General features: G+C 46.9%; 20 protein-coding genes. 17 read left to right on the top strand and 3 right to left on the bottom strand.

Annotation, left to right across the window (positions count from 1 at the left end; all coding sequences use genetic code 11):
• Nucleotides 1–5 precede the first annotated feature (5 nt).
• The 15 genes from METBU_RS0117580 to METBU_RS0117510 all read left to right on the top strand — a co-directional run bounded on the left by METBU_RS0117580 (nucleotide 6) and on the right by METBU_RS0117510 (nucleotide 11,595).
• Nucleotides 6–719: an FMN-binding protein gene (locus METBU_RS0117580; protein ID WP_017841869.1), complete on the top strand. Its 714-nt coding sequence runs from the start codon at nucleotides 6–8 to the stop codon at nucleotides 717–719.
• Between the two features lie 218 nt (nucleotides 720–937).
• Nucleotides 938–1,579: an electron transport complex subunit RsxE gene (gene rsxE / locus METBU_RS0117575; protein ID WP_014150340.1), complete on the top strand. Its 642-nt coding sequence runs from the start codon at nucleotides 938–940 to the stop codon at nucleotides 1,577–1,579.
• Nucleotides 1,576–2,157, top strand: coding sequence for an electron transport complex protein RnfA (locus METBU_RS0117570; protein WP_014150339.1), 582 nt, complete (start codon nucleotides 1,576–1,578; stop codon nucleotides 2,155–2,157). The genes rsxE and METBU_RS0117570 overlap by 4 nt, the downstream gene beginning before the upstream one ends.
• Nucleotides 2,158–2,383: 226 nt before the next feature.
• The gene (locus METBU_RS0117565; protein ID WP_017841868.1) at nucleotides 2,384–3,241 is read left to right on the top strand and encodes a ferredoxin reductase domain-containing protein; all 858 of its coding nucleotides are present in this window, start codon (nucleotides 2,384–2,386) and stop codon (nucleotides 3,239–3,241) included.
• 22 nt (nucleotides 3,242–3,263) lie between these two features.
• Entirely contained in the window at nucleotides 3,264–4,127 is an 864-nt protein-coding gene (locus tag METBU_RS0117560; protein ID WP_017841867.1) for an RnfABCDGE type electron transport complex subunit B, read from the top strand.
• 1,331 nt (nucleotides 4,128–5,458) lie between these two features.
• Entirely contained in the window at nucleotides 5,459–6,160 is a 702-nt protein-coding gene (locus METBU_RS0117555) for a urate hydroxylase PuuD (protein WP_017841866.1), read from the top strand.
• 297 nt (nucleotides 6,161–6,457) lie between these two features.
• A complete protein-coding gene (locus METBU_RS0117550; protein ID WP_014150334.1) occupies nucleotides 6,458–7,009 on the top strand; it encodes a hypothetical protein in 552 nt (183 codons plus the stop codon).
• A 755-nt stretch (nucleotides 7,010–7,764) separates the two neighbouring features.
• Nucleotides 7,765–7,908, top strand: a complete 144-nt coding sequence (locus tag METBU_RS28220; RefSeq protein WP_017841865.1) for a hypothetical protein — start codon at nucleotides 7,765–7,767, stop codon at nucleotides 7,906–7,908.
• Between the two features lie 36 nt (nucleotides 7,909–7,944).
• Nucleotides 7,945–8,394, top strand: coding sequence for a hypothetical protein (locus tag METBU_RS28590; protein WP_017841864.1), 450 nt, complete (start codon nucleotides 7,945–7,947; stop codon nucleotides 8,392–8,394).
• A 102-nt stretch (nucleotides 8,395–8,496) separates the two neighbouring features.
• The gene (locus METBU_RS0117535; RefSeq protein WP_017841863.1) at nucleotides 8,497–9,222 is read left to right on the top strand and encodes a DUF429 domain-containing protein; all 726 of its coding nucleotides are present in this window, start codon (nucleotides 8,497–8,499) and stop codon (nucleotides 9,220–9,222) included.
• A gap of 460 nt (nucleotides 9,223–9,682) precedes the next feature.
• Nucleotides 9,683–9,916 (top strand): addiction module protein, encoded by a 234-nt coding sequence (locus METBU_RS0117530; protein WP_017841862.1) that lies wholly within the window; start codon nucleotides 9,683–9,685, stop codon nucleotides 9,914–9,916.
• A 232-nt stretch (nucleotides 9,917–10,148) separates the two neighbouring features.
• Entirely contained in the window at nucleotides 10,149–10,439 is a 291-nt protein-coding gene (locus tag METBU_RS0117525; protein ID WP_026130299.1) for a type II toxin-antitoxin system RelE/ParE family toxin, read from the top strand.
• 14 nt (nucleotides 10,440–10,453) lie between these two features.
• Nucleotides 10,454–10,744, top strand: a complete 291-nt coding sequence (locus METBU_RS0117520; protein ID WP_014150329.1) for a HigA family addiction module antitoxin — start codon at nucleotides 10,454–10,456, stop codon at nucleotides 10,742–10,744.
• A gap of 391 nt (nucleotides 10,745–11,135) precedes the next feature.
• Nucleotides 11,136–11,405 (top strand): BrnT family toxin, encoded by a 270-nt coding sequence (locus METBU_RS0117515; protein WP_017841860.1) that lies wholly within the window; start codon nucleotides 11,136–11,138, stop codon nucleotides 11,403–11,405.
• Complete coding sequence (locus tag METBU_RS0117510; protein WP_014150327.1) at nucleotides 11,395–11,595, top strand: hypothetical protein; 201 nt, start codon at nucleotides 11,395–11,397, stop codon at nucleotides 11,593–11,595. The genes METBU_RS0117515 and METBU_RS0117510 overlap by 11 nt, the downstream gene beginning before the upstream one ends.
• Nucleotides 11,596–11,874: 279 nt before the next feature.
• Here the strand turns inward: METBU_RS0117510 and METBU_RS0117505 are convergent, their stop codons facing one another.
• The 3 genes from METBU_RS0117505 to METBU_RS0117495 form a co-directional block, all read right to left on the bottom strand.
• On the bottom strand, nucleotides 11,875–13,137 hold the full coding sequence (locus METBU_RS0117505) for an NAD(P)/FAD-dependent oxidoreductase (protein ID WP_040575839.1): 1,263 nt from the start codon (nucleotides 13,135–13,137) through the stop codon (nucleotides 11,875–11,877).
• A gap of 72 nt (nucleotides 13,138–13,209) precedes the next feature.
• Nucleotides 13,210–13,890, bottom strand: coding sequence for an SDR family NAD(P)-dependent oxidoreductase (locus METBU_RS0117500; RefSeq protein ID WP_017841857.1), 681 nt, complete (start codon nucleotides 13,888–13,890; stop codon nucleotides 13,210–13,212).
• 151 nt (nucleotides 13,891–14,041) lie between these two features.
• A complete protein-coding gene (locus METBU_RS0117495) occupies nucleotides 14,042–14,629 on the bottom strand; it encodes a hypothetical protein (RefSeq protein WP_017841856.1) in 588 nt (195 codons plus the stop codon).
• Between the two features lie 622 nt (nucleotides 14,630–15,251).
• On the opposite strand from METBU_RS0117495, the gene METBU_RS27680 reads away from it, so the two are divergent.
• Both METBU_RS27680 and METBU_RS0117485 read left to right on the top strand, forming a co-directional pair.
• Nucleotides 15,252–15,542: a TIGR03790 family protein gene (locus tag METBU_RS27680; RefSeq protein WP_235726424.1), complete on the top strand. Its 291-nt coding sequence runs from the start codon at nucleotides 15,252–15,254 to the stop codon at nucleotides 15,540–15,542.
• Nucleotides 15,543–15,593: 51 nt separating this feature from the next.
• The gene (locus tag METBU_RS0117485) at nucleotides 15,594–16,352 is read left to right on the top strand and encodes a rhomboid family intramembrane serine protease (RefSeq protein ID WP_017841854.1); all 759 of its coding nucleotides are present in this window, start codon (nucleotides 15,594–15,596) and stop codon (nucleotides 16,350–16,352) included.
• Nucleotides 16,353–16,507: the final 155 nt, after the last annotated feature.

The following is a 16,507-nucleotide window of genomic DNA, read 5'->3' as shown; positions in this document are numbered from 1 at the left end:
AAACCATGAATGCCGATCCCTCTGTATCGAGTCAAAGCAATTCTTCGGAAGAAAGCAAAAAGATGCTGATCGCGATGGTGAGTATAGGCATCTTTTGCGCCTTGCTAATCGTCCTGGTCTATGAAGGCACCAAGGAAAGAATCGATCGTTTACGAACCGAAGCGCTGGAAAAAGCGGTTTTCAAGGTTTTGCCGGGCATCAGCAATACACGGATGTTTTTATTGGGAACGGACGGGAATTTCACGCCTGCCGAAGCACCGGATGGAAAAAATCCGGTGGTCTATGCCGGTTACGACGACGCCGGTGAATTTCTCGGCGTAGCCATCGAGGCCAGCGGCCAAGGCTATGCCGACGTCATTCGGATTTTGTACGGCTACAATCCCCATTCGCAAACCATAATGGGTTTCTATGTACTTGAAAGTAAAGAAACGCCTGGATTGGGAGATAAGATCGAAAAGGATGAAATCTTTCTGGCTAACTTCAAAGCGCTTTCGGTCAAACTCGATCCTGAATCGACTCGCATTCAAAATAAGGTGATACCGGTTAAGCAAGGGGGTAAATCCAATCCGTGGGAGGTCGAAGGTATCACCGGCGCAACCATTTCTTCGAGAGCCATCGGCAATATCATCGGTGAAAATTCGTCAGTCATGGTTCCATTGATATACAATCAAATTGGAAGGTTTAAGGAATATGCACAAAACAACTTCTCTAAACAATAAGCTTTGTGGAGGTTCGGTGACTCGCTTAACAGGACGCCGTGAATACATCCCTGTAGGCTCGACAGCGGAATCTGATTGCCAAGGATGGCATGAATGCAGATTTTGCAGGAGCAAAAATCTGCCCTGCTGCCGACACCTGTCAATCGAGCCACCGAACCCCCTTCCAACATTTGAAGAAGTTATTTGATGCTCGTTCCTAAAGTGAATACGGATTCAAAATGAGTGCGCGGATAACCAATAATATCGACAAAAAGGCTGAGCCAAGCTCCACCGACGAGTTCATCAAGGGGCTTTGGCGTGAAAATCCCGTGTTCGTACAGGTGCTCGGCATGTGTCCGGTTTTGGCGGTATCCAATACCGCCCAAAATGCGCTGGCGATGGGTTTGGCGACGGCTTTCGTGCTGTTGATGTCCAATATACTGGTCGCTTCTTTAAGAAACTTTATTCCCAAGCAAGTCAGGATTGCCTCCTTTATTCTGATTATCGCCACGTTTGTCACGATCGTCGATTATGCCATTCAAGCCATCAGCGTCGATTTGCATAAAAATTTAGGGGCATTTATTTCACTGATTGTGGTCAATTGCCTCATTCTTAGCCGCGCGGAGGCCTTTGCTTCGAAAAATACCATAGGTAAATCGATCATGGACGCCTTGGGTATGGGAGTCGGTTTCGTATTAGCGCTTTTTTGTCTGGGTGCGGTCAGAGAATTGCTCGGGAATGGAAGCTTGTTCGATGTCGCGATATTTCCGGAATCGTTTCAAGAGTGGATCATTATGATCCTGCCGGCCGGTGGCTTTTTTACGTTAGCATTGTGGCTAATTGTGTTTAATTATTTCAAAGTTAAAAAAGCGAAAGGATGAATACCGAATCCTATTGGAGCATATTTATCAATGCCAGCCTGGTCAACAATTTCGTTTTGGCCTATTTCCTCGGCATCTGCCCCTTTCTCGGCGTTTCGGGAAAAATGGAAACCGCCACCAAAATGGGCGGCGCGGTGACCTTCGTCATGCTCATCAGCTCCATTTGCGCCTATGGTATCCATGCCTTGTTGGTGGCTATCGATGCGCCCTTTCTGCAATTGATCAGCTATATCGTCGTGATCGCCTCCACCGTGCAATTGGTGGAAATGTTTATCAAGAAGATGAGTCCTACTTTATTTAGAGCCTTGGGGATTTTTCTTCCGCTGATTACGACCAATTGCGCCATTTTAGGTTTGGCGCTCTTTCAAACAAACAAAGCCTACAGCCTCAGCCAGAGTCTCGTTTATGCCTTGGGCGCCGGGATTGGATTTACCTTGGCGTTGATATTGATGGCAGGGATCAGAGAACAATTGGAATTTGCGGAAGTCCCCGATGTAGTCAAAGGAACCGCGTTGACCTTGTTGGTCGCAGGGATCTTGTCATTGACGTTTATGGGATTTTCGGGCTTAGGCACATAAAACACGGGGGCCGTTAATGACATTTATAATTGGAATCAGTGCCGTAGTATCGATGCTGCTGGTTTGGGTTTGGGTGCAGTCCCGATGGCGGGAAACATTTTCCGAGAACATTTCAGACTCGGACGTTTTAGCCGAAAGGCTAAGCTGCGGCAATTGCGGATGCACCCGGGTTTGCTCAAAAAGCAAACGAATCGATCACGAATCTTCAAAATGAGGCAATAAAGCCATGTCCTATTTATCAGAACTCGATACAACTAAGCAATACAAAGCCAAGGTCAAAAAAACCGAAAGGCTGACCCCCGCCAATGTGGAAGAAATTCGAGAAATATTACTGGAGGTAGACAATCCCGAATTCGATTGTCAGGTAGATCAAAGCTTCGGCGTTCTGCTCGAACACAAGAGCGACTTCGGCAATTCCTATCATCATCGGCTTTACAGCGTTGCCGACATTCCGGAAAGAAGCAACGGCAAGTCCCTGATAACGATGCTGGTCAAAAGATGTTCTTATGTGGACGAGTTCAGCGGAGAACAATATCAGGGAGTGAGCTCCAACTTCCTGTGCGACCGTCGTGAGGGCGATGAAATCACGATTACCGGTCCTTTCGAATTGCCCTTTAAAGTGCCCGATGATAAACAGGCCAACATTATCATGATTGGAATGGGTACCGGAATCGCGCCATTCAAGGCATTTATCAAGCACATTTACAGCCAGGAAAAAGAGTGGTACGGAAAAATCCGCTTATTTTATGGTGCGAAAAGCGGACTCGAACTGCTCTATCTCAACGACAAGGACGGAGACCTGACCCAGTATTACGACAAAGCGACATTCGAAGCCTTTCATGCACTCAGTCCAAGGCCGCATTGGGAAGATCCGATATTACTGGATCACGCGATAGAGCAAAGGGCCGAAGAAATTCTCGAAATGCTCGGTTCGGCCAACACCTATATCTTTATCGCTGGCTATGAAAAGGTGAAAGAAAATCTCGACAAAGCCTTTATCAATATCATGGGTTCCAAAGAAAAATGGGAAAACCGGAAAGCCGAACTGATTGCCGGCAAAAAATGGGCCGAGGTGATTTATTGATTTCCGAACCGGATAGATAGAGATGACCATTCTGATTGCTTTGCTAGCACTGGGTGGATTGACGCTGGTATTGGCGCTGATGCTGATCATTGCCAACAAAAAGCTGTATGTCTACGAAGACCCAAGAATCGATGTGGTGGAGGGCATGCTGCCTCATGCCAACTGCGGTGCTTGCGGATACCCTGGATGCAGGCCATTTGCGGAAGCCTTGGTCAAAGGCGAAATGCCGCCAGCCAAATGCAGCGTAAGCAGCGAAGAAGGACAAAAAGAGATTGCGCAATTTTTGGGCGTGGATGCAGGTTCTGAGGAGAAAAAGGTCGCGCGCTTAGCTTGTGCCGGAGGTAACAATGTCGCGATCAATCGCGCCAGATATGAAGGGATTTCCAGTTGCAGAGCGGAGGCCTTGGTTTCAGGTGGAGGCAAAGGGTGTTCTTGGGGTTGTTTAAGCCATGGAGATTGTGAAAAAGTCTGCGATTTCGATGCCATCACAATGAATGCCTTCGGTTTGCCGGTCGTCGATGAAGCAAAATGTACCGCCTGCGGAGACTGCGTCGAAGTTTGTCCGAAGGATCTTTTTTCGATACACCCCGTCAGTCATAGACTATGGGTAGCCTGTAAAAGCCTGGAAGCAGGCGATGGGGTTTTGGAAGAATGCGAAGTCGGCTGCACGGCCTGCGGCAAATGCGCGATGGACGCCCCCAGCCTGATCACGATGATCAACAATTTACCCGTTGTCGATTATTCCAAAAAGCACCAAACCCAAGCCCCTATCCAAAGGTGTCCCACGGGCGCCATCGTTTGGCTGGAGAAAAATGGAGAAGTCGTCAAAGGAGCTGAAGCCAAAAAAATCATCCGTAAGGGGAAATTGAAAATGGGGGAAAGCTGAATTTTTTTGAGTTTGAAATAGTTCCGAGGCGCCCCCGTTTGATAATGTTTTTTTATCTTGCGTGAAAACGCGAACGAAGCCGGCCGAATCGCTTGCTCAATCCTCCTTGATCGTCGAGAAGCTAGAGCGTCCTGAACTGGTTACCCAAGTAGGAGCTCTCATCGTTATACACAAATATCGATAAACTTGCTAAACAGAGGTCATCGTATACCTGGGAGCGGTGTTGTTTGATAAATCTACGGATATTGAACATCAGTGGCTTCGAAATCGCGATCTGGGGATCGCTCCCACAGAGCATCCGCCCCCCTTGTGGGAGCGACGCCTTCGTCGCGATTTCGAAGCCGGGTACGTTAAGCAACAACAAAGGGTATCGAGGTCTCATTCGCCAAGGTGGCAAGACGGTATCTAAGACTTATGTATAACGGCGAGAGTAGGAGCTTGGGTAACCGCATTAGTTAAGCGATGCGCACCAAACTGCTTTTAAAGCACGTAGCCCGTATGCAGCATAGCGGAATACGGGAATGGCGTGGCTTCGAACTTCCCGGATTGCCCTGCGATCCATCCCGGCTACACTCCTTAGACTCGCCGAAAGCGGTCGATAATGATTTATACCTCTCGCACTTCAAATTTCGGCAGTGCCTGAGGAGGCGCCGGGGTGCTCGGCAAAGGCTTTGCCAGCATGGAGCTGGCATAGAGCCTACAGGGACGTATTCACGGCGTCCTTTGACTTGCACCCCGGTGCCGAATTTTGATCTAAGATGGGTATAGCAACGGGGATCTGCGCTTAGCTTGATGATTATGGTTACCCCTCATAGGCGCCAACTTAAGGAAAAACGCGTCATTCCGCCAGGGATTGGCGGAATCCAGGGCCAGGGATGGCAATACGAAGCTTCACACCCATGTAACCTGGATATCGGCAATCCATTCCGATATGACGAATAAAGCTACAAATACACCATAGAATAGACACTAAGTTGGCGCTTATGTGTTACCCCCTACTGCCAAGGTATTCTGGTGTGCGGAAACGCCTTTCCCCCTCATTATCGCTCCAATTATTTCGAGGTTATGTTATCTGCGGCCTCCCTGCGATGTTTTCTTTATTAATACGTAATGCCTTAACTTACTTATAAGGCGATTCTTATAACAAAGGTAGTAAATTATTAATTATTAATGCTTTTTCTGACTTGACAGCCAGGAAAAACTTAGCGACTATCCAAACGCTGACCCAGGGATACGACTTCGTCATTGTTGTCAATAAAGAATTAACCCTTGGGCTAGACAAAAAATCATTGCGTAAAATAACAATAATCAATTAATGAGGGGAGGTTTTAATGGACATTTTTACAACACAACCCGGTCTGGAAATGCTGTTTCGATGGGGACATTTTTTGGCCGGAATAACCTGGATTGGGTTGCTTTACTATTTCAATTTCGTGCAAGGAGAGTATTTTAAGGAGGCGGAAGCTTCAGCTAAATCAGATGTTGTTCAAAAGTTGGTGCCGCGCGCATTATGGTGGTTTCGCTGGGGAGCCATGCTGACTTTTCTAACAGGACTCGGCATTATGGGAATCCGCGGCAGCGGGTGGTCGGTCGATATCTATATCGGCGCTATGCTCGGTACTTTAATGTTCTTAAACGTTTGGTTAATCATTTGGCCGAATCAAAAAATAGTAATCGCATCCACCGAAAAAACCGCGAAAGGCGAAGCGGCCATACCTGAAGCGGCTGATGCAGCAGCGCAAGCGGGGCTGGCTTCTAGAACGAATGTATTGTTTTCAGTCCCGATGTTATTTTTCATGGGCGCCTCCGCTCATTATCCTCATTATGATTCCGGAACGCTCGGTATCCTTTTGATTTTCGCAGCGATTCTCGGTCTCCAATACAATGCGTCACGCAAGGCGCTTTCCCGATTCGGTTTTGCGCAGAAATTGCCGTCTGCCGGTTTTATGGGGCCATTGGCAAGTGTAAAGGGCGTAATCCATTGCGGTTTAGGTTTGGCTTTGGTTTTTGTACTTATTTTAGAGTTAATCTAAATACTTTGCGCGGGGCGGGTTATTCAACCCGCCCCGAACGTTTTGATTTGCTTTAGCCACAGTCGAAACGTTTAGGACGGGGTTACAAATCCCGATTATACCGGACTTCAGTAGGACGGGTTGGTTAAACCCGTCCTGAACGCCAGGGAAGCGCCTATCCGCTTATAACTACGATGTCATTTCATCTCGTCAACCATGAAAAACTATGGTGGTTTTTCATTAACCTGTGCAGTATGCTGTCATTAAAGCCCATACGAGCTGTACTCTGATGGAAACCATTTATTAAGGTGAAGAAATATGTCTGTTAATTTCAGCGAAGTGATCAAAATGCTTGATACGGCATCGCCGTTTGATCTTTATCGATTGAATGTCGCGATCCGGCGTATGCTCGATGACCCTAAACGTATTTCGGCCATCAAACGTGAATTACGCATTGGCCAGGAGGTTGAATACTTCGATGCGGTCCATAATGCGCCTATCAAAGCGATTTTATTGGAATGTAATAAAACCAAAGTATTGGTGCAAAACCTGACGGACGGCAAAAGGTGGAAGTTGCCCTATTTTTGGTTGAATATTGAACAGGCCGACACGGCGATTAATAACAGCAAGGGCACTGGCTTACAGCGTCATGAGGTCGGTATTGGCGAAATATTGGGCTTTTTGAACACACGGGAGAACGTGGAAATGTACGGCAAAGTGATTCGCTTGAATCCCAAAACCGTTACGTTACAGTGTAAAACCGGGCGATGGAAAGTCTCCTATAGCTTGTTGTTTAAAGTGATTAGTGGCGAATATGAAGCCTATGATCAACGAGAGCCATTGATTTTAGAATCCATACTCCAGGAATAACAGCTTGAATGATTACGGCGCCATCGGCAATTAACGGACAAGGGTCGCCTGGCGGATTTGCCGAACAAATCGAATTGTCCTTAGCTGAAAATCTTGGAAACAGAGCACCAGCGAAGTGAAGATATTTCGCGCGGGGCGGGTTATTCACCCCGCCCCGAACGTTTTGATTTGCTTTAGCCACAGTCGAAACGTTTAGGACGGGGTTACAAATCCCGTGCTGTAGGCTATAAAGCCCATACGCCTCAAACTAAAACGCCCAACCCGCATCCCGATCTTTACCAAGCTCCATCCGGCTTCCAGAGACCGGCACAACATCAACCAACCTCGACTCGCTCATTCAATTTTTCCTTTATCGTCGGAAAGCTAGAGCTTCCTCTACAGATTACCCAATCTGAAGCGTGAGTAACACCATTAGACGCGCGATGCGCACCAAACTACTGTTAAAACACGTAGCTCGAAGCAGCATAGCGGAATACGGGAAGGGGGACGGGAAAGTACACGATATGACCTAATTTCGATCTGACCCTGTTTATTTCTGTTTATGCATTTGGATATTTAACTGTCGCTTATGTTGGTCATTGCGGAAATTCAAAACGTAGCTTTGGTATTATCCCGATCGGTTTATCATGAATTAAATGCAGATTACACAGTTCAGAAATCTAGCGTTGTAGCTGCATTCTTGACAATTAAGCAGGAAAAGCCGTATGTTAGCCCGATCAGGACAATAACCGTTAGGCGCTGTCAGAGCTTTGCACATGAATGAAAATGACGACCGAGAAATGAAATGGCTACTCGAGGAGCTGTGCGATCCATTCGCCGTCCTGCCATTGCAGGATGTCGCAAGATCACTGAACGAAGCTATCAAGGAATCTGAAGAAGCATTTTTCGAGCGTGGATGACCAGACGGCGTTGCGCGCGCATTTTGGGATGTTCCCATGGAGCAACTAGACCATTCTATTGAAGTTGCTTTGGGTTCCATTTTTGTACTAGGTCAAGCAGCCATCACTCAAGCCGTCTCCATTGTGACTCGACTTCGCCAACTCACTAATGGTCACTCCTCTATCCCGAGTAGCAAGCGGTTGATAATTGAAAGCCAGGCCGGGGCGATGACCGATTCAGGAATGAGCAAGATGGTAGTCATTGACACGGGTGCCAATTATTTCAAGCACCACCATGAGTGGCCAAATAATTGGTACATCGCAGGCGATGGTTCGAACAGGCAGTCGCATACGATACTGGATGCGCTACGTATGGGGCTGACCGGAAACGATTTGACGAGCAACTTGTGGCGTATCGTTTACCATCTAGATGCCGACACTAGAGATCTTCATGCGATACCCCGATGCTCGTGCACGAGTGGCGAGAAAGGGTCGCTCGTAATTTAAGCCAAGCCTTGAATGTTGACGTGTTTTGGTTAACAGAGGTCTAACATCGGGCTTGGTTCCGACCTCTTGGAAGCCGCGCGTTATAGACAATAAGAGGAAATCATGAAGTTAGCAGGGATAGATTTAGCTTGGCACGGAGAGAAGAACCCTTCTGCTATTGCAGTTGGGATTCTTAATGATAATAAGCTATCACTAGAGGCTCTAGAACCCGCAATCTTTTGTTTGTCTGGAGTTTTTGAGTTCATTTCAAATCAGAAGGATTTATCTGGAATTGCTATTGATGCTCCTCTGATTATCGAGAATCAAATTAGTCAAAGAGAATGTGAGAAAGCACTTAGTCGCGACTATGGGTCAAGAAAAGCTTGTTGCCACACTTCTAACAAATCCCTATATCCTGACTCCTTGAGTGTTAGCTTGTCCTCACTGCTTGAGTTAAGGGGCTTTCAGCACCTTGCACAAGAGCGGTGGCTAATTGAATGCTATCCTCATCCAGCAATAATCGAATGCTTTGAGCTTCCAGAAAGACTTGCTTATAAAAAAGGTAAAGTCGCTGACAAAAAATCAGGGCAGGTCGCATTATCAAGCTTCATCTTAAAATTAGAGTCCTCAAGTGTTTTAGCTCTTAAAGTTCCCAATGAGCTGAAGCTGTTGTTGTCAGAATCGTATATTCAAGGTTTGAAAGGTCAAGCTCTTAAAAGCAATGAGGATGCCTTAGATGCAATTATGTGTCTGTATATCGCTGGTCTTTATCAGATGAAAGTTTCCAGTGTTACTTATGGTGATTCTAAGCAAGGTTATATATGGGTTCCGCGCGTAAAATGCATATAACGAACGGCACATTCGCATTATATCTGCAAGGCGCATGACTAATCGAGAGCATAAAGCATATGAACAATGAAGATACATTACGGTAACAGTACCCGGAAGAGCTTATCAAATAAATAACTGGGGTCAGGTACAAATTAAACGCAGGTCAATTCAGTATCATTTAACTCGTACCTGACCCCAGTTATTTTGATCAAATCCTTTACTGACGATCGAAGGCACAGGTATTACCCAACCTCGGAAAATTTGCATGAGCGCATATGCACGACCACCTGGTGGCATGAATAATTCCAACGCTCGTGGATGGTCTAAATGCGTTGCTACAGGTAAAATTACGCCCTATAACAAATAAACGGCCAATAAACTATTTTCAGTCGCCCACTTTATTGCCTAGTCGTAGCAAAGGGGCAACTGAACTCTTCGTTGGTATATTTCTAACGTATTGCTAAAAAGGTCTATCGTTATGATTTTGACAGTCGAACAAATTGCCGAAGAGGCTCTCGCTTTGCCTAGTGAAGCACGCGCTTTGCTCGCCGACCGTCTTGTAGAAAGCCTTGACCCGGCAGAAGACGGTTATATTCAACAACTTTGGTCAACCGAGGCGCGGCGACGCCGTGACGATGTCCGAGCGGGACTTGTACAGACTATCCCCGGCGATGAAGTATTGGAACGTGTGCGTCGGGTGTTTACTCGATGAGGTATGAGTTCCACCCCGATGCCTTTACAGAGTACGAAGGAGCATCGAGGTCAGGCCTTACATTTGTCATTAATAATTGGGCACAGAGTGAAAACCCTAAATTGTTGTTTTGGCGGGTAGCTTTTTAGCCTTGGGGTTTGTTTGCCGGCCTAATAAGTCGGTCAAAGGGACGCGGCCCTTACCTTAACGCTAAAAATTGCATGAATACCGTGAATCCGTTAATATCGGTATCATGATTGTTTCATTCGGTGATAAGGCCACTTCAGATTTGTTTCACGGAATTTCCAGCAACAAAGCTAGAAAACTGCCCAACCAGATTCATGAATTGGCGCTGTATAAGCTGGACATAATCAATGCTGCTCAAAACCTTGACGATCTTAAATCTCCGCCTGGAAACAGACTGGAACCACTCAAAGGTGATCTCAAGGGTTTTCACAGTATCCGTATAAACAATCAATGGTGCATTGTTTTCCGTTGGGAGGCCAATGCAGCTCATGATGTCCAAATTATGGACTATCACTAATAGTGAGGTGACGTATGATTCCGACGAACAGAACTGCAACACACCCAGGTACGATATTACTTAAAGAGTTTCTTGAGCCTCTTGAGATTACCCAAAAAGCCCTGGCTATTCATTTAGGTATATCCGTTCAACGCGTTAATGAGATTGTACGTGGTAAACGTGGTATTACGCCAGATACTGCCTGGCTACTTTCTGAAGCTTTCAATACGTCCCCTGAATTTTGGCTTAATCTGCAATCGACTCATGATCTGTCGGCTCATAGACCTGAGTATCATGTCGAGTCTTTGGTTGCTGCGGGTATATAGCAATGGGCTCCAATGGAAGTCGTCGCTCCGCTCCTGTAAAAACCAGCCCAAACCCGCAGTTATTTGTCGAATAGTAAAATCCCCCCACGTTATCCCCCAGCCTCAAATAGCATGCTGAAAAAATCCTGATGGATGTTTTTTCCCGAACTCAATTCATCAATAATCAAGCAAAGCATCACGGTCAGCGGTATAAAGAGCGGTGTCGTTGAGAGAAGGTATGACGCCACAAAGATTTGGCGAGCAACATTGATCACACGAATCCCGATCGTTTTATAAAATTTTTAAACGGTTTGTCGTGTACAAAAGATTTGTTTGTTATTGCTTTTAAAGCTTTATATCACTCGTTATACTCATTCAACAAAACTTTTTAACCTAAACGATAAAAGTACTCATGGATTTTGAATGGGATGAAACCAAAGCATTTTCTAATCAGAAAAAGCATGGCATTTCTTTTTTTGAAGCCAGCGAAGTGTTTAACGATGATTTTTCATCCTGTGTTTTAGACCCGGACCACTCTTACGAGGAAGAACGCTATTTGCTTTTTGGTGTTTCACAAAAGGGTACGCCTCTAGTGGTTTCTTTCACAGAAAGAGGTGATAACATTCGCATTATATCTGCAAGGCGCATGACTAATCGAGAGCATAAAGCATATGAACAATGAAGATACATTACGAGAAGAGTACCCGGAAGAGCTTATCAAATCAGGGGTGCGAGGAAAATATGTTAAACGCTATAGGGAAGGAACTAATATTATGGTTATCTCTCCTGAATTACATAAACTATTCCCAACTTCAGAGTCCGTTAATAAGGCATTACGTGAATATGCAAAAGAACATGGCATGGCAATATAATTCGGGGTAGGAACCGACAGCTAGGTAGGCCGTAGCCTGGATAGAGCAGCGCGAAATCCGGGGTTTCGAGCCATGGCCTTCGCGTAAGTCGTATGCGCTGGTACGGGCTACATAGTTCAATCCCTAACAATTAGCGCCCTAATAGGAAGAGCGAAGTCAGAAAAGTGAGTGATCAGTCCTTACTTTTACATCATGGGGGATGCGCTCTATAAAAGTAGTCAAGTTACTTTTTATAGCATAAGCACAATACTTTCGATCGGATAACTTTTGCTTATCGACTCACAAAGCACTCGGCTGTAAAGAATCGCTACGCCAATATTCAGACAAGTCTTTATCGGCGAATCGCGCTATGGAAAATTCCTCAATGTCTATCGAATCGGCCGGCATGCGCTTTTCAACGATTAATTCAGCGATGATCTCGCCGAAAATCGGCGCATATTTCAAAGCTTGGCCGGCGCCCAAGCAGTGATAGAGATTACTTACTCGCGTGTCAGACCCCAGAATGAATTTTAAATCGGGCGTAATATCGAAAAATGAATGATAGCCTCCGGCATAAACGGGTTTTCCGATTCTTGGAAAACGGCTAATGATTTTGCCGAGATAGTTGTCGAGTTGCTGATGATTAACGTTAAAACTCAACGCGTCGTAAATGACATTGGCACCATCGGGATTCATCGCTGCTCGGCTAAATGAACGGGCAATATCTTTAGCATTGCGCCGTCTCGGTTGGTGCATATGCAAAATACTGCCGCGCCAGCGTCTAAAATAGGCTTGATTGACATAGTCGGCGATAATCGGCATTGATTCCGGAATATCGCTGACACTCACCAAAAAATTAGCCGCGTACACGGGCTCCAATGCCACGGGAATGCGCAAACCGATGCCGGCAAACAATTCCGAACTCCAACCGCCTGCGGCATTGACCACATGCTTCGTCAGGATTTTGCCCTGGCTGGTGTGTAAGGCGGTAATATCATTCCGAGTATCTTGCTCAAAATCAAAGACCTCGCAATGCTCTAAAATGTCGATGTTATTTTTTTGAGCGGCCGTCTGCATTGCATTCAAGATTTGCGGGGAATCCAACTGAAGAACGTCAGGCTCATAATAATAGATTTCTTCCGGGACGATTTTAACCGCATTCCGAGTGAGTTCGGTCACATCTTGATGAGAAATCATCGTAAAATCGATGCCTTCTTTTTGCATTGCTTGCTCTAAGTCCATCCAATTTTTTGAGGACTTTCCGAAATGACTCTCGGCGATCCAAATAGCCCCTGACTGTTCAAAAGGGATATCGACACCCCAAATCGGTTGCAGATTTTTCCAATACTGTGTGGCTATTTTGGCCATCCTTGCCGCCATTGGCGACGCATTGGCCGAGCGGACAATCGCGCTATGGCGAGAACTCAAACCCGCACCCAATACTTTTTTCTCTACAATAGCCACCTTTTCTGCTTTGTTGCCGAGCTTGCGCCTTATCGAAAAAGCACAGGCAGCGCCCAAACAACCGCCGCCGATTACAACCGTATGGTACTTTTTACTCATGACCGCCATCTCCTTTTCCAAAAAGTGAACCAATGAACCAGCAAATGCAAGGCTGAGGCGAATTCCAAACGACTAAGTCCTGACTGCCGATATTCCACCGTCGACACGCATGATTTGACCGGTAATCCAACTGGCTTTGTCGGACAATAAAAACAAGGCCATCTGAGCGATGTCCTCGGCTTCACCGATGCGATTCAGCGCATGGCGCGCGGCGGCAGCCTGTTTTTTAGCGTCTTCGCGTATCAAACGTTCGGCTAACGGGGTGTTGGTTAATGACGGAGCAATCGCATTGACGCGTATCTTCGGAGCCCATTCCGCAGCCAAGGAGCGGGTCAAACCTTCCACCGCGCCTTTAGCGGCCGCCACTGTGGCATGGTATGGAAAACCGGTATTCACCGCTACGGTGCTGAAAAGCACGACCGAGGCCGTATCCGCAGCCTGAAGATTACGCTGATAATGCTGCAAGCAGCGCACCGCGCCCAGCAGATTGAGTTCCAAATCCTGCCGAAACTGATCGAGTTTGATCGTTGCGAAGGGTTTTAAGTTGATACTGCCGGGACAATAAACCAAGCCGGCCAATGGCTCGTCCAACGCCGGTAAGGCGTCGGTTAAGACATCGCAGTTAAAATGTTCCGACAAACCCGGTTCTGCGTCTGAACGACTGACGGAATAAGTTTGGAATTGCCCCTGAGCCAAGCGGGTAAGAGCCGCGCCGATACCACTGCTAGCACCTATGATCAAAATTTTACGCATGGTCCGTCCTCAATGGTCAATCAATGCAGGGTATCGAGTGAACAGCAGCAATTCCCAATTTAAAGATCAAAAAGGGTGTGGGGTATGCTTGGCGAGGATCTCGGCAGCCACACTATACCTATATCGTTCGATTACGCTGCTTTCTATTAGCTCAAGTCGAAATATAAATAACCTGCTCAAATCGGCCTGTAGACAGATATTGAGGACCGATACCTAATTCGCGCAATTGCCCTTCCCAAGGGTCGAGGTATACGATGTGACCGCGTGATGTTCTGCGCGATGCGACAATGAAATGACCGCCATTTCGGCGTGCTCCATTGTACCAACCGAGCAAAATAATCGCGGGAGTAGTATCTGAAAGCCGCCAAGCATCGACCGTTATTCCGGGTGAAAACCTAGTTTTGAAGGTCACCCTCAGGCCATCATTTCTAAGTGCTTGGGCGACCTGATCCATGAATGTCCCCATTCTTGAAAACATGTTTCCAAAGGTATTCTGGTCATTGCTATGCGCGCTTGGATCTAAAGACATAGGTGCAGGCGCTTCCGGGATAAAACCCGCATCCTGAACCACTCGGTGATACATACTCCATGCCAACGCCCATTCCGATTCATCAATTGTCATCTGTTTGGCTTGATTTCGCGCCATCCAAATACTGGCAACGGCGCATGAACTCGCTTGCTGTTGCGCCATGACCTGATGAACAATGTTGTCGCTATCATCTCTCAAATATATGCTCATAAATTTATACCTTCGACAATCAAATAGGCACGCACCTACGATGTTATGTGAGTCCTTTAATGTCCCATGACTTCCGATGACGCCCAGAAAAGAAAAGATCAATCTACTGTTATCAAATAAAAATTAGCTTATAACGTGGAACTGTCAACTCTGATGCGAATTGTTTCTCTTGACCATCTACCTATCACGACCCATCTTTCAGCAATAAATAAAGGCTGCGAAGTATTTGGCGGATTTTTCCTCAAAAACCCGCACACCTCCATGTATACCCATCTTCGTAGATCAAAATTCGGCGTATGGGGCCCATCAAAGAGCGCCGTGAACCCAGCACCTAAAATTATCCAAGATAGTTAAACATAGCCAATCAACTATGGAATTTAGTTGCTGGGTGAATACGTCCCTCTAGATAATCATTACCCGCCCGGAATCGTTGCAGCAATTCCCAGTTTGAGCAGTTTCGCCGATTTTAGGGTGTGGGGTATGCCTGTCGAGGAACGCCGTAAACCCATCCATGGGGGCTTGGCGGCAGCTCGAGCGCCAAGGATGGCGTGAATGCAGATTTTGCAGGAGCAAAAATCTGCCCTGCTGCCGACATCCTCGCCAAGCATACCCCACACCCTTTTTGATCTCCAAATTGGGAATTGCTGGAACCGTTGGCGATCACTTGACATCGACCGGCGGCGTGTTAACCGGCAGTAAGCTGAGCATCATCGAGTGGATTGAGGCCGGCGTCACCGGCAGTTATGGGACCGTAATCGAGCCTTGCAATTTTCCGGAAAAATTTCCGCACCCCGGTGTACTGATGTTTTATTATCTGAGAGGCAGCACGCTAATTGAAGCCTATCGGAAAAGCGTTGCGCGGCCCGGCCAAGGTATCTTTATCGGCAAACCGCTTGCTAAACCGTTTGCCTAGCCTGCAAAAAAGTTTTAGTGTGAGAGGCATTAAAGCCTACCGAGATTAAAAATGATACCGATACGAGACGATAACCCCACCGTTCGCCCTCCCGTGATCACGATCGTAATCATTGCGGCGAATATCGCGGTATGGCTATTGCTTCAAGGTGCCGGCGGAGAGGCTGCATTGGTTAAGTCGCTGTGTCATTACGGTTTGATTCCGGGTGAATTATTGAATACGGTGCCCAAAGGCATGACAATTCAGGTCACTGCGAACTACGGCTGTATTCTGAGCGGCGAAACAGGCAATAGCACCCTGTTGACTCATGCCTTTTTGCACGGGAGTTGGTTTCATTTAATCGCCAACATGTGGTTTTTATGGATTTTCGGCGATAACGTCGAGGATGTGATGGGTAGCTTTCGATTCGTAGTATTTTATTTGCTTTGCGCAATCGCCGCGGCGGGGGCCCAGATTTATAGCAATCCGGGAGCCGCGATACCTATGGTAGGCGCCTCAGGCGCGATCGGCGGCATCATGGGCGCTTATGCCCGGCTATATCCAAGAGCACGGGTACATACGATAATACCGATTGGTTTTTATATCACTTCGTTTTCCGTTCCCGCCGGTTTTATGCTGGGTTATTGGTTTTTGATTCAATTGTTGAGCGGCATTCCGGCAATCGGCGATGAAGCCGGCGGTGTCGCCTTTTGGGCGCATGCAGGCGGTTTTGTCGCAGGACTGATTTTAATCAAACCGATGCACCGCCCCGACTATCTGGCCGAACATAACGCGCTAATGGCCGGCCGTCGACCCGATGACCGGTTTTGATTCGTTACCATTTTGTCATTTAGGAACGAGCATGAAACAACGTCGACAACTTTGGAAGGGGGTTCGGTGGCTCGATTGACAGGTGTCGGCGGCAGGGCAGATTTTTGCTCCTGCAAAATCTGCATTCATGCCATCCTTGGCAATCAGATTCCGCC

This window comes from Methylotuvimicrobium buryatense 5G (genome assembly GCF_000341735.1).
Lineage (GTDB): Bacteria > Pseudomonadota > Gammaproteobacteria > Methylococcales > Methylomonadaceae > Methylotuvimicrobium > Methylotuvimicrobium buryatense.
The sequence above is the reverse complement of the archived record's forward strand: the minus strand, read 5'-3'. Positions and strand labels throughout refer to the sequence as shown.

Coding starts and splice junctions, on each gene's coding strand:
- METBU_RS0117580 (WP_017841869.1), top strand. CDS start 6: ATGAATGCCGATCCCTCTGTATCGAGTCAAAGCAATTCTTCGGAAGAA.
- rsxE (WP_014150340.1), top strand. CDS start 938: ATGAGTGCGCGGATAACCAATAATATCGACAAAAAGGCTGAGCCAAGC.
- METBU_RS0117570 (WP_014150339.1), top strand. CDS start 1,576: ATGAATACCGAATCCTATTGGAGCATATTTATCAATGCCAGCCTGGTC.
- METBU_RS0117565 (WP_017841868.1), top strand. CDS start 2,384: ATGTCCTATTTATCAGAACTCGATACAACTAAGCAATACAAAGCCAAG.
- METBU_RS0117560 (WP_017841867.1), top strand. CDS start 3,264: ATGACCATTCTGATTGCTTTGCTAGCACTGGGTGGATTGACGCTGGTA.
- METBU_RS0117555 (WP_017841866.1), top strand. CDS start 5,459: ATGGACATTTTTACAACACAACCCGGTCTGGAAATGCTGTTTCGATGG.
- METBU_RS0117550 (WP_014150334.1), top strand. CDS start 6,458: ATGTCTGTTAATTTCAGCGAAGTGATCAAAATGCTTGATACGGCATCG.
- METBU_RS28220 (WP_017841865.1), top strand. CDS start 7,765: ATGAATGAAAATGACGACCGAGAAATGAAATGGCTACTCGAGGAGCTG.
- METBU_RS28590 (WP_017841864.1), top strand. CDS start 7,945: ATGGAGCAACTAGACCATTCTATTGAAGTTGCTTTGGGTTCCATTTTT.
- METBU_RS0117535 (WP_017841863.1), top strand. CDS start 8,497: ATGAAGTTAGCAGGGATAGATTTAGCTTGGCACGGAGAGAAGAACCCT.
- METBU_RS0117530 (WP_017841862.1), top strand. CDS start 9,683: ATGATTTTGACAGTCGAACAAATTGCCGAAGAGGCTCTCGCTTTGCCT.
- METBU_RS0117525 (WP_026130299.1), top strand. CDS start 10,149: ATGATTGTTTCATTCGGTGATAAGGCCACTTCAGATTTGTTTCACGGA.
- METBU_RS0117520 (WP_014150329.1), top strand. CDS start 10,454: ATGATTCCGACGAACAGAACTGCAACACACCCAGGTACGATATTACTT.
- METBU_RS0117515 (WP_017841860.1), top strand. CDS start 11,136: ATGGATTTTGAATGGGATGAAACCAAAGCATTTTCTAATCAGAAAAAG.
- METBU_RS0117510 (WP_014150327.1), top strand. CDS start 11,395: ATGAACAATGAAGATACATTACGAGAAGAGTACCCGGAAGAGCTTATC.
- METBU_RS0117505 (WP_040575839.1), bottom strand. CDS start 13,137: ATGAGTAAAAAGTACCATACGGTTGTAATCGGCGGCGGTTGTTTGGGC.
- METBU_RS0117500 (WP_017841857.1), bottom strand. CDS start 13,890: ATGCGTAAAATTTTGATCATAGGTGCTAGCAGTGGTATCGGCGCGGCT.
- METBU_RS0117495 (WP_017841856.1), bottom strand. CDS start 14,629: ATGAGCATATATTTGAGAGATGATAGCGACAACATTGTTCATCAGGTC.
- METBU_RS0117485 (WP_017841854.1), top strand. CDS start 15,594: ATGATACCGATACGAGACGATAACCCCACCGTTCGCCCTCCCGTGATC.